Annotated in this window: 7 protein-coding genes; all 7 read right to left on the reverse strand. The window is 63.7% G+C overall.

Features of this window, described 5'->3' with window-relative positions:
- Positions 1-94: 94 nt before the first annotated feature.
- The 7 genes from V7116_RS08065 to V7116_RS08095 all read right to left on the reverse strand — a co-directional run bounded on the left by V7116_RS08065 (position 95) and on the right by V7116_RS08095 (position 12,922).
- Complete coding sequence (locus tag V7116_RS08065) at positions 95-1,969, reverse strand: outer membrane protein assembly factor BamB family protein (protein WP_324391388.1); 1,875 nt, start codon at positions 1,967-1,969, stop codon at positions 95-97.
- Positions 1,970-2,308: 339 nt separating this feature from the next.
- Positions 2,309-4,039, reverse strand: a complete 1,731-nt coding sequence (locus V7116_RS08070) for a M1 family metallopeptidase (RefSeq protein ID WP_324391389.1) — start codon at positions 4,037-4,039, stop codon at positions 2,309-2,311.
- A gap of 250 nt (positions 4,040-4,289) precedes the next feature.
- Positions 4,290-5,147: a hypothetical protein gene (locus V7116_RS08075; RefSeq protein WP_324391390.1), complete on the reverse strand. Its 858-nt coding sequence runs from the start codon at positions 5,145-5,147 to the stop codon at positions 4,290-4,292.
- A 13-nt stretch (positions 5,148-5,160) separates the two neighbouring features.
- On the reverse strand, positions 5,161-6,075 hold the full coding sequence (locus tag V7116_RS08080; protein WP_324391391.1) for a DMT family transporter: 915 nt from the start codon (positions 6,073-6,075) through the stop codon (positions 5,161-5,163).
- A gap of 86 nt (positions 6,076-6,161) precedes the next feature.
- Positions 6,162-6,446, reverse strand: coding sequence for a NifU family protein (locus V7116_RS08085; protein WP_324391392.1), 285 nt, complete (start codon positions 6,444-6,446; stop codon positions 6,162-6,164).
- 84 nt (positions 6,447-6,530) lie between these two features.
- Positions 6,531-7,427 carry a DegV family protein gene (locus tag V7116_RS08090; RefSeq protein WP_324391393.1) on the reverse strand — a complete coding sequence of 299 codons (897 nt, stop codon included), beginning with the start codon at positions 7,425-7,427 and terminating at the stop codon, positions 6,531-6,533.
- Positions 7,428-7,594: 167 nt separating this feature from the next.
- A complete protein-coding gene (locus V7116_RS08095) occupies positions 7,595-12,922 on the reverse strand; it encodes a hypothetical protein (protein ID WP_324391394.1) in 5,328 nt (1,775 codons plus the stop codon).
- Between the last annotated feature and the right edge of the window lie 202 nt (positions 12,923-13,124).

Here is a 13,124-nt window from a genome sequence, read left to right on the forward strand (position 1 = left end):
GAAGAAAACGACAGGGGCCGCGTGTGATGCGCGGCCCCTGTTTTCAGAAGCGTTCCCCGTTTACCGCTTCCAGTTGATCAACCGTCGGATGCGGCTACGGGCCAGTGAATCCACCCGAATCGCCGCCGCTGTCCGGCCCATGCGTCGCGACCAGATAGTCGATCACGGCCTGACGTTCAGCGTCATTAAGCTGCGCACCGTAGGAAATCATGCGATCCACGGTCACCGCCCATTCTTCGGCGGTCTTGGACGCGTTGTCGATGCGCTCCGCCGTGTGGCAGGTGGTGCAGCGCTCCTGAACCAGGGCTTCGCCGTCCAAACCGGACGTATCCGCACTGGTCTCGGTCGCCGCCGCTTCCTGCGTCGCCATGCCGTCGGTCGCCGCTTCCGTCGCGGAGGGCGTCATTGCGCCCGAATCAGACAGGCCGAGCTTCAGCGCCAGCAGCACGGGAGTTTCGCCCATACCGGCGGGCCACACGATCGTGTCACCCACCACGGCGGGCCAGCCGTTGATCCCGGCGGGCGCCTGATAGGACCACACTTCATCGCCCGAACTCCGGTCGTAGGCGTAGATCATGCCGTCCATCGTGGCGGTAAAGACGAGGTCGTTGACCACGGTCGCCGCGCCGATATTCATCGTCGAGTAGCTCTTGTCCCACAGGACCGCGCCCGTATTCACGTCGATCGCCACCAGCTCGCCCGTGGCTTTGCTGAGATCGAAGGACGCACCGTCCAGCGCGGTCGCGCTGTAGTTCACCGGCATATTGACCACCGGCACGTACAGCACGCCGTCGGCCATCGCCATCGGCGTTTCGACGCCGCCCAGCGGGCCGGGCCCAACTTCGATCGTCTGGCCTTCGGGCACTTCCAGCACGTCGTCATTCTTGTGCGTGCCCACAGCTACGTTCCACAGCAGTTCGCCCGTGGTGCGGTCCATCGCGTAGACGCGCCCGAGCTTACCGGACGTGAACACGACGCTGCGTTCTTCGCCGTTGATCGTCGCCGTGCCCAGAATGGGCGAAATCTGGAGGTCCAGGTCGAACAGGTCGTGCGGGCGCACCTGGTTGTACCACGTCAACGAGCCGGACGCGGCATCCAGGGCCACCAGGGAGTTCGAGTAAAGGTTGTCGCCGGGACGGCTACTGCCGTTGGGGAATTCTTCCGTGCCGGGCCAGGGGGCGGGGTTCGCCACACTGAAGTAGATCTGGCCGGTGTCCTGATCGATGGCGGGCGGATACCACGCGCCGCCGCCGCTGTTGATGTCCGGGTTGCCCCACAGATCCTCAGAATCGACCGTGTCCCAGCCCCAAACGATCTCGCCGGTCTCCTGGTTCAGCGCGTAGAGAATGCCGCCGACGCCGCCGGAGTAGAAGTTATCGCTGGCGCTGCCGGGCACGGTGCTCAGATAGACCATGCCGTTCCACACCAACGGCTGAATCGTGACGCCTTCCGAGTCGTTCTGCGTGCGGACGGTGGTCGACCAGACGGTCGAGCCGTCGCTGGTGCTCAACGCGACGACCGAATCCGGCAGGACGGCGAACACCTTATCATAGCCGACCGCCACGCCGTTCGGCCCGATGTTCGGGACGTTCAGCTCGGTCCGCCAGATCTCGCTGCCCTCGTCCATGCTCACGGCGTAAACGTTGCTCGACAGATCCTGGAAGTACACGATGCCATCCAGCACCACCGGATTCGTCGCTGCTGCGCCGTAATCCGATCCGCCGTTGATCGCGTAGGTCCAGGCCTGGCCCAGCGTAGCCACGTTCGACGCGTTGATGTCCGAGCCGGTGGACGCGCGGGTATTGGAGTAGTCATAGTTGGGCAGCGCCCAACCGGTCAGATTGGCGGCAACATCCGGCGGAACCGGATCGTCGCCTTGAGCGGCGATGCGCTGCGGCACGACACCTGCGGCCACCAGCGCCACAACTAACAGTAAAACGGCAGTAACTTTTGTGCGGGGAGTAAACACGAACTTAAGCCTCCTTGTGCTTCATTCCACAACGTTCGAACGTTTGCGTCAAACGGGGAGGGCGCAAACACGAGTATGTGACAGGATATCCGCTTGTGAACGACTGAGTGGTTTGCAGCATGGATGCAGTGGTTGTGTTTGCGGAAGCCGGAGATGCGCGAGGACTTCCAATATTTATTTTAATGTTAGCCGTTTTAATGTGGCAAAGATTCAGCCAGTTTTCCGATCTAAAAGGGCTGGCATAACACCGAAGAGGAGTTCGAACGGAATGAAAAACGGCGGGGCGCATGCACCGGGCACCGCCCCGCCGGGTAAATCGGGGACTGCAACGAGGCGGCGCTACGCCGTCACGCCGGGAAGCTCCGGCACCAGCGGCGCGTAGAGCCACCCGTTGAACAGGTCGGTCAGGTCCTGGCCGCTCACGTCCTCAGCCACGGCGATGAAGTCCTCAATGGTCGCGTTGCCGTACTCGTACTGCTCGTAGTAGCTGCGCAGGATCGAGAAGAACGTGTCATCGCCTACGGCCAGCCGCAGCGCGTGCAGCACCAGCGCGCCGCGATAGTACACACCCACATTGAACAGGTCATCTGGCGCTGCCGCGCCCGGCGCGGCCCAGATCAGGAGCGGTGAGTCGATATACTGCGTATAGGAGGACTCGACGCCCAGCGTCGTTGCCAGCGTCCACAGGTCTTCCGGCCCAATCGCTACCTGCTCGAAATTGAACAGTGACAGGAGTTCGATCATCTCGTCGCGCGTGATGTCCTGGGCGGGCATCTGCGCGATCATCGATTCCACCTCGCCCGATGGCTGATCGACCAGCAGCAGCCGGGCCAGCGCCACCACATCCTCGGCGGGCAGGGTGAAATCGGCGGGCTTGTCGTTCAACAGATCGAGCAGCCCCTGCTTGGTCACCCGATAGTCCAACGCGCCCTGCGGTTCCGCTGCTGCCTGGAACTGCTGGATCGCGTCATAAACGTTCGCCACGATGTTATCCATGGCGGGCTTCCCTGCGATATGCTCGCCCCACAGCCACGACGCATACGTGGCGAACCCTTCGTTCAGCCAGATATCTTCCCACTTCGCCAGACTGACGCTGTCACCGAACCACTGGTGCGCCAGCTCGTGCGCCGCCGCCTCGTCCACGTCGCCGCTGGTGACCCAGCTCCGCGCGAACAGGGTCAGCGTCTGCGTTTCCAGCGCGAAATCGAGGCTGGTATCCGCGACATACACGCCGTACGCCTCAAACGGGTATGGCCCAAAGATGCTCTCGTAGAACGCGATCATGTCCGGCGTCCGCGCGAACGCCTGTGCGCCCTGATCGGCCAGATCGACCGGGAAGTAGTTGCGGATCGGCAGCCCGTTGGGGCCTTCCTGCTCCTGAACGGCAAACTGGTCGATGCCGACCGTCACGAGGTAGCTCGCCACGGGATACTCGGTTTCCCACACGTAAGTCGTCGTGTCGTCGCCGTTATCGATCTGTTCTGTCAACAGGCCGTTGGCCGCCACCACGTAGGGATTGGGTACGGTGATGCGGAAGGTATAGGTCGCCTTATCGAGCGGGTGGTTGTTGACCGGATACCAGCCCTGCGCGCCGGACGGCTCGCTGGCGACCAGCACGCCGTCGCCAAAGTTCTGCCAGCCGAGCGCCACCGGGATCGCGTCGGACGTGACGGTTTCCGCCTCGCCCGCGTAGGTTGTGGTCAGCGTGAAGTCCTCGCCTGCGGCCAGCGGCTCGGCGGGATGAATCACCAGTTCCGTGCCGTCGCGCTCGTAGTCAACCGGCTCGCCATCCAGCAGCAGCGACTCGATCGTGAAGCCCTGAAAGTCCAGGTTGAAGCTGTCGAGATCCTCGGTCGCCTGGGCGTCCATCGTGACGGTGCCGGCGAGATCGTTTCCTTGCAGCTCGGTCGAGAGGTCGATGGTGTAGTGCAGCGCATCGTAGCCGCTGTTACCCAGCGCCGGGTAGTAACTGTCCCCCAGACCGCTGCGATCCGGGTCCGGTCCCTGGGCGTTCGCCACGCCGGGAACGAGCAGCGCGACGATCAAAATCAATACGAGTTTTCGGTACATTCGCGGGGTCCTCCACTCTTGAACGGGTAACTCCTTACCGGAATATACGTATCCAGTGGAGGAAATGCGCAGTACGCTTGCCCGACGGTGGGATGCGATGGGGGCACACAAATGGTGCAGGGGCGTATGGTCATACGCCCCTACCGGCACGATACAGTATGTTTCCGTAGGGGCAATTCATGAATTGCCCCTACCAAGCGGGTTGCAACCCGCCCTTACAAAACGCCTTGGTCGCGGTCGGAAACCCCGGCTACTCGTCTTCGTCTTCGGGCTCGCCCGCCTCGCCATACTTCTTCTTTTTGCGCAGCCACTGGACCGGATCTTCCAGCGTGCGGCGCGCGGCTTCGGCCAGGGACGCCGCGAACGTCTCGTAATCGTCCAGCGCAAACGCGAGCGCCTCGCCATCCACCTCGAAGCGCACCAATCCCGACGCGCCCGGCTGGTCCAGCCGCCGCACCGCCGCGATCTTCTGCACCTGCTCCAGCGGGATCGCGCGCATCACCGCCGTGCCGTCCAGCACGACGAGATGCGAAGGCGTCAGGTAGAGGCTGCGCAGCGCTTCCAGCACCCACGCGCCGAGCATATCCTGCGCGGCAGGCGCGGCGGTCAGCGGCCCCGCGTGGATGTAGGGACGGCGGCGGCGGTACGCGGTCACCTGCTCCGGCGTGGCGATCTCCTTCAGCGCGCGGACCAGCGATTCCATCTGCGCGCGGGGCAAGCGCAGCACCAGCCGCGTCCAGACCCCGTCCTGCTCGACGTGCAGCCAGATCTCGTTCATGCCCGCCGAATACTTCTTCGGACGCCCGAACCAGCGCAGGTCCGCGGGCGCGAAGACGGCACGCGGCGGCGCGTTCTGATTTAGCGGGTGCAAAACCACCCGTGACGGGCTGAGCGCGATCACGAACTGGGCGCGCCGGGTGCGCGCCCCATTGATCGCCTCGACCGAGGCGCGCCCCGCGCCCGTGTACACGCACGTGCAGCCCGGATCGTCCCGCCGGAGCCGCTCGATCACGGCGCGCGCCGCGTTCTGGCGGCGGCCTTCACGCACCGCCGCGACCACGCCCCATCCCACCGTCGCGCCTATCGTGCCAAGGATCACAACCGACATGCGATGTCCCTTCTCAGTCCGCGCTGGCCGAGGTCACCACGACCGCGCGCGCGGGCGCGCGCTTGCGCCAGTTGGCGGCGACGATCCCGGCCAGGATCAGCACCGCGCCCACGACGATCTTCCAATCGACCGTCTCGTCGAGGAAGATCGCGCCCAATGTCAGGCCGATGGGCGGCATCAGGTAGGTCACCAGCGTGGTACGCGTCGCGCCCCACTCGGAGATCAGGTGATAGTAGAGGAAATAGGCGACGACGGTATTCACCAGCGCCAGCGTCAGCATCGCCAGGATCGTCTGCGCGCTGAGGTGACTCACGTCCGGCAGCGGGTGCACTGTCAGCAGCGTGACCGTCACGATCGCCAGCGCACCCACGATCTGCGACCCACCTGCGACGGTAATCGGCTCCACGCCGCGCAGGAAGCGGCGAATGACGACCGCCGAAAGCGCATAACTCGCAGCGGCGGCCAGCACCGCCAGCTGGCCGATCAACGGGTTGGGGCTGCTCGAATCGGCGTTGCGGCTGGCGAGGATCGCCACTCCCGCGAACCCGGCCAGCAGGCCGACCAGTTTCTGCGGGTTGATGCGCTCGTCCGCGAGCACGGCATGCGCGATCACCAGCGTAAACAGCGGCTGCGTGGCGTTGAGGACCGTCGCCAGCCCGCTGTCGATATCCTTTTCACCCCAGGTGATCAGCGAAAACGGCACGGCGGTATTCATCACGCCGACGAAAATCAGCGCGGCGAGTTCGCGGCGGTTGCGCGGGAAGCGGCGGTGGGTCGCCAGCATGAACACGGTCATAAATGCGGCGGCAAGACCCAGCCGCACCGCGACCAACGGCAGCGGCGTCAGGTCATCCACCGCGACTTTGATCAGCAGGAATGACGATCCCCAGATCACGCCCAACAGGCCGAACAGACTCCAGTTCTTCATGTCGTCGGGTACTCCCAGCACCTCATACATACAAAAAAACGCCCTGCCAATGGCAGAGCGTTTGCCAGGCACGAAATCCTATTCCACTATCCGCCGGTCGTAACAGGCGCTTCCTCGATCACGATGTCGGGGAAGAACTGGCGGATAGTTCCGGCAATCCAGCCGTGTAAGGTATGCAGCGAGAGCGGGCAGCCTTCGCACGCGCCGCCGAACTCCACCTGCGCCACTTTACCATCGAACGCGATCAGTTTGACCGATCCGCCGTGATAAAACTCGATATAGGATGAGAGGTTCTCGATCAGGCTTGCCAACCGTTCCTCGACGGGAACATTTGGGTCAGCGCCCGGCGTTACCGGAAGTTCTGTGCTCATTGAAGCGGCCTCCTGCCTGTGATGCCTCATATCCCTATCTTATCACCCGTTTCCGGGCTTGAAAAGCAGGGCAAGACGTCCGCCCTATGCCGGCCAGTCGCCCCCGATGAAGCTGACACCGAGCGCATCCGGCCCGGTGTGCACGCCCAACACAGGCGCAGTGGGGACCTTTTCCAGCGTCACGCAGTCGAAATGCTGTGCCAGCTCCGCGTTGAGTTGTTCCGCCAGTGTCGGATCGTCGCCATAAAGCGAGATCGCGCGCAGCTTGTTACCTTCGCCCACCGCCTCAGCGATGTAGCTCACGAACTGATCGATGGCCTTGCTCATGCTGCGTGCGCGGCCCTTCGAGATGTACGTGCCCGCCGTTTCGCCCTCTTTGCTGACGGTGATGATCGGCTTGATATGCAGCACCTGCCCGATCTGGTAGCGCACGGAGCCGATGCGCCCGCCACGATGCAGGTACGTCAGATCCCCGACCGTGAAAAACAGATCGGCCTGCTCGTGCGTCGCCTTGAGCAGCGGCAGAATCGCATCGATTCTGTACCCTTTTTGCGCGGCACGCGCCGCGGTGATCACCTGGAGTCCCTGCGCGGACGACAGCGTGCCCGTTCCCCACACCGTCACCGCGCCGGGAGGCATCTGCTTGGCGGCCATGCGCGCCACGTTGGCCGTACCGCTCAGTCCTTCGCTGATATGGATCGACAACACCGGGACTTTTTGTTCCAGCAAACGGGTATAAATCTCGACGAAATCGTTCGCGGTCGGCTGCGTCGTGGTGGGATGCACGCCACCGTGCGCCAGTCGATCATAAAACTCAGCGTGTGTGATGTCGATTCCGCTGCGGAAAATCTCGTCGCCAAACAGGATCTTCAGGGGGGCCACTTGAATGCCATACTGCTCGAACCAGGCGGGCGGTATATCGCAGGCAGCATCCGTCACAATAGCTGGGGGGATATCGAGAAAATCCAGAGGTGCGGTCACGTGTTACTCCTGATCTAAAGCGGTGGCCGTCCCTGGTTCGTTGGGTAGCCACGTAAACGGGCGGAAGGCAGTGCGAAAGCCCCGGCGCATTTACCGGAAGCCTTCGCAAAATATTCAGTCAAATTGTAACGTGTAAGAGGGGAATGAGCGATGCGCCGCCAGACAGCTTACTTTGCCGCTGGCGTCACCGTCGAAGTGACTGCTTCCGTCGCGTCCGCCGTCGCGTCAGGCGCATCCAGCCATTCCAGCGATCTCAGCAGCGGCACGGCCACGATCTCGTCCATGCGCGCCAGGCTGTCCGCATCCACATCGACCAGCACGACGACCGCCCAATCGTCAGCGTCCAACTGGAGCATCGTGATGATCGACAGCAGGCCCGCCGACTCAATCTGATAGCGTGCCGCCGGGAAAGCCAGCGTGGTGTCCGGCTCGATCTCGTCCGCATCCACGCCAACCACCAGGGCCAGCGCTTCGACCGGGGTGCGGCTTTCGTGCAGATCCAGCAGCTCGTTGTTTCCCCGCAGCACGGCGATGGCGGGCGCGGTCGGGATGCCGTAGCCGACATCATCCGGATTCGAATAAAACAGCAGCGAGCCGTACGCTTCGTCCGCTGCATCCTGCTCCCAGCCGACTGGCGCGTTGAAGGCCAGCCCGAGCGTTTCGCTCTCGAAGCGCTCCAACTTCACCTGGATCGGGGTTGCGGTGGGCGTCCACCCCGGCGACGAGGTCATCGGGATCGGCGTGCGGGTTGGCGGCAGGGCGCTAGGGGTCAGTGTGGGCGAAGGCGTCAGTGTCGGCGTGCTGGGACTGGCCTCAGCCGTTGCGTCAGACGCATCGAATAGTTCCAGGGAGTGCAGCAGCGGCACCCCCACGATCTCGTCCAGGTACGCCATGTTGTTGGGATCGGGGGTAAGCAGCATAACGAGCACCCAATCGTCCGGTCCCAATTGGATCACGGTGGCGATTAACGCCATGTCCGTTTCATCTATTTCGTACCGAGCCGCCGGAAAGTCTAACGCTCCATACGGCTCGATTTGATCCTCATCGACTTCAACGATCAACGCCAGCGCTTCGACCGGCGTGCGGCTCTCGTGCAGATCCAGCAGTTCGTTGTTTCCACGCAGCACGACAATGGCAGGTGCGGACCATATACCCGATACGGCATCTTCTGGACTGGAATAAAATACTGCCGAGACATATTGTTCATTTAGCGTGCCCTGAGTCCAGCCGGATGGCACGTCGAAGGCGAGGCCAAGCACACCATCTTCGTAGCGCTCCAGATTCACCGTGATAGGAGTTGGGCTAAACATGGGCGTCAGCGTGAGAGATGGCGTCGGTGTGGGGGTCAGCGTCAGCGTAGGTGACGGGGTGAGCGTGGGTGGAGGCGGCGTCGGGGTTGGCTCCGGGCGGTAGTCCGAGACCACCAGCGACTCCAGCAGCGGATCGAGCACATCCTCAACCTTCGCCTCGAAGTCATCGGCGGGGAAACTAGCCGACACGATCAGCCACGAGCCGTCGTCCAGCACCAGGAAGGTTATCGCGCCGCGTGGATCGTCCTCGCCGGTGATCAGCTGTGCGCCGGGCAAGTCCAGGGCGTCATACAGCTCGACCTCGCCGCCGAGATCGTCCGCGACGATCTGCGCCGCCGCCAGCGGATCGTCTTCTTCGGCAGGGATGCCCCACTGGGTCACGAAGTAGGACTCAACATCCCGGTAAAAATAGATTTCCGCGCTGCCATCTGTCATGTACAGCGTGTTCCACGAAAGCTCGTAGGGCAGCCGCCACCCATCCGGCACGTCGAACGACACGCCAAACGCCACATTGATGTAGTGGTTGATCCCTGTGACCTGCGCGCCTGCGGTTTGGGTCGCGCGGATGACCGCGAACGTCGCCGTCTCGCCCAAATTGGGCGTGCGGGTGGGCGTCAGCGACGGCGTGGCCGTCGGCGTAGCTGTCGGCGTGGGCGTGTAAAACGGGTCGAACGTGGGCGTTACGATGACGATGGGCACGGGCGTCACCGGCACGGGCGTCCACGTCGCCTTCAATCCGGGCTGCTGATCGAACACCTCGACCGACTGAATGATGGGGCGCATGATCGCGTTTTCGATCTGCTGCACGTCCGCATCGGTAGCGCCGGGCACCCCGATCCCAACGAGCAGCCAATCGTCAGCCCCCAGCATGACGCAGTAGATCAGCCTCAGTGAATCACCCGGCGTGTACTGGTACCCCCGCGCAACGCGATGCGTCACGTCCAGCCCGTCATACAGCTCGATCGTGGTCAGGGCGTACTCCACCGCCAGATACTCTTCGGGATATTCCGGCGCCAGGTCGGTGTTCCAAATGCGCGCCACGCCCAATATAGGCGCAAGCTCGCGCTCACGATAGGCATCGTCAGGATCGGCAAAAAACAAATCGCCCTGATCGTTCGGCCTGCTCGATCCCTGGTCAAGCCGCAGCCAGTTCTCAGGCGCCTGATAGCGCAGCCCGGCGGGCTGGTTTTCCACGACGGAAAACGTCACCGCGTCGAGGTTCAGTTCCAGCAGAGTCTGCGTAGGCAGCGGCGATAGGGTCGGGACGGTAGGGGTCGGCGTCATGAAGTCCAGCATTCGATCGATTGCCAGCGAGTCCAGCAGCGGCTGAAGCGCATATTCGCGCTCCGCATCAAACCCGTCCGCCGGGAAGCTGCCCGAGACGATCAACCACGTGCCGTCATCCAACGCGATCAGCACCACCACTCCGCGCGGATCGCCGGACTGGCCGACGACCTGGGCCGCGGGCCACTTCAGGTTGTCGAGCACCTGCACGAAGCCGCCGCCGTTTTTGAGCGCAACGATGAGCGCGGCCTGGGTAGGCGAGTCCACCGCCGCCGGAATGCCCCAGCGCGCCTCAAAATACGCGTCATCGCCCCGGTAGAGGTACATGGAGCCGTAACCGTTGGTCAGGTACAGCGTATTGTTCCCCTGTGCGGCAGGCCAGGACCAGCCACCCGGCACATCGAATGCCAGACCAAACGCGCTGTCCTCGTAGCGCCCGCCGGACGTTGCAGGAACGGCGGTCACTGCCGTCCCGCCGAGATCGGGCGTGCGCATCGGCGTCACCGGAGCGAGCGTGGAAGACGCGAGCGCCTGGGCGGTTGCCGCCTGGATGATCGCCGTCGCGGTCGCAGGGAGGTTTACAGTCCCTGGCGGCGTGGCGCTGGTCCCAGGCGGCGTCCAGGTCACGCTGGGACGCGGAGTCGGCGCGGAAGACGTTGCCGTGGGCGGCAGCGTGGGCAGCGATGACGTTGGGGAAGGCTGCATCGCCACGTAAGTGGGCGTCGGTAGGCTCGTCCCCTCGGGAAGCGTCGGAGAAGGCGCTACCGCCGAGGGCGTCGGTGTCAGAGGCAGGGCGGTGAGGGTGGGCGTCAGCGTCGGCTGCACGGGCTTTTCGAGAATCGTGAGCGAATCGACCACCCGCGCGAAGATCGTTGACTCGAACTGCTCGAACATCGCGCTGGGCGCAACTCCGCCGATGATAATCCACTCCTCGCCGTATTCGATCAGAATATAATGCGCGCCGATGCCCTGGTTCTGGCCCACGGCTTCCCAGGCAGGCTGATCGAAACGATCCGTAGGCGTGACCTCGACCTCGATCCCGTACAGCAGGCTGCGCAGCGCTTCTTCGGGATCGGCGCTGGCCGGAATCACTGTCTGGCTCAGCTCACCCGGGATGCCGCGCACGAATACGATGAACATCTCGGGATCGTCCCCGTCTGGGCTGCCCACCGCCGAATAGTCGGTGGCGCGCTCCGGCATTCTCCAGCCCACCGGATAATCAAAAATCAGCCCGAAGTCCTCCAGCACAAACAGCCGGAAAGATACCGGCGTAGGCGTCGCCGTGATCGCCTCCAGCGTCATCGTCGCTTGCAGCGTGCCCGCATAGGCGGTCGCCGTGTTGAACGGCGAGGGGGTCGCGGTGAGTGGCTGCGGAGCGAGCGTCTCGGTCACGGAGGGCAGTCCCAGCGGCGGCGGCGTGAGACTCGACGTCGGCGGTAGCATAAGCGTCTGGGTCGGCGTGACGATGACGATCTCGGTGATCACCAGCGGCGTAGACGTAGGCGGCACGGTGTAGGTCGGGTAGGGCGTATAGGTGGGATAGGGTGTAAACGACGCGGTCGGCGTAAAAGTCGGTGTCGCGGTACTCGTCGGCTGCGCGGTGAGTGTCCCCGCGACGGCCTGCGCGATCAGCGTCTCGATGTGTGCCGTCGCCGTGCCGTTCGGCGTCGAGGAAATCACCGCGATCGGCGTCGATGTGGGCCGCGTCGCGCTCGGCGTGATCGATGGGCTGGCGGTATAGGTGGGTGAAGGCACGAACGTCGGCGTGCGCGTGTAGGTCGCGGACGGCGTCAGCGTGGCGCTGGGTGTGATGGTCGGCGTAAGCGTGTCCGTCGGCTGCGCGGTGAGCGTGCCCGCGACCGCCTGCGCGACCAGCGTCTCAAAGGATGCGGTCGCCGTGCCGTCTGGCGTCGCGGTCAAAACAGCCAGCTGCGTAGTGGTGGGCTGCGTCGCGCTCGGCGTGATCGATGGGCTGGCGGTAGACGTCGCAGAAGGTACGAACGTCGGCGTGCGTGTATACGTCGCGGACGGTGTCAGCGTGGCGCTGGGTGCGTATGTCGGCGTGCGCGTGTTCGTCGGCTGCGCGCTGAGCGTGCCTGCGACTGCCTGCGCGACCAGCGTCCCGATGTGCGCCGTCGCTGTGCCGTTTGGCGTCGAAGAAATGATTACAATCGGCGTGGAGGTAGGCCGTATGGCGCTCGGCGTGGCCGATGGGTTGGTTGTATGGGTAGGTGAGGGCACGAAGGTCGGCGTGCGTGTATACGTCGCGGACGGCGTCATCGTGGCGCTGGGCGTGAAGCTCGGCGTGAGTGTATTCGTCGGCTGTGCGGTGAGCGTGCCCTCGACCGCCTGCGCAACCTGTGTCCTAAAACGCGCGGTGGCCGTGCCGTTCGGCGTCGAAGAAATAATTGCAATCGGCGTAGATGTGGGGCGCGTTGCCGTTGGCGTCATGGTGGCAGGTTGGGTATAGGTCGGGTAGAGCGTATAGGTGGGATAGGGTGTAAACGACGCGGTCGGTGTATGGGTTGCGGTGGCGGTAAAGGTGGCCGTCGGTGGCAGGGTATAGGTCGGCAGCAGCGTGTAAGTCGGGTAGGGCGTATACGTCGGCAGCGGGGGCACTTCCGTGGGCGTTGTGGTGAACGTCACCGTCGCCGTTGCAGTCGGAGGTAGGGGCGTTGGCGTGAAGGTGCTCGTCGGTGGAACCGGCGTGACCGTCGCCGTATCGGACGCCTCAGCCGTTGGTTGTGTGGTCGGAGAAATGGTCGCAGTGGGCAGGGCTGCCGCGGAGGTCGGCGGTTGGGTCAGGGTAGGGGTAGGGGGAATGGTGTCCAGCCTCGCCCGGCACCCCGCCAGGAACAGAACTCCCACGGCGAGCAGTGTTCCCAGAGCGATCCGTCGCACCACGCGTCACCTCCCGTTTGCTGCCAGCGCTTACCACCTGTTGAAGCGATCCCTCAAACAGAGTATACACCATCCGGCGCACGCTAAACCGTCGATTAGCAGGCGGTGTAATGGAAAGAAGATTGGCAGATTACAGAAATGGAGGAGGGGGGATTTTAAACAGACAAAGAGGCTGGTGAGTGTTGGCGACGACCTACTCTCC

Origin of the sequence: Aggregatilinea sp., assembly GCF_036822615.1 — a bacterium.
Lineage (GTDB): Bacteria > Chloroflexota > Anaerolineae > Aggregatilineales > Aggregatilineaceae > Aggregatilinea.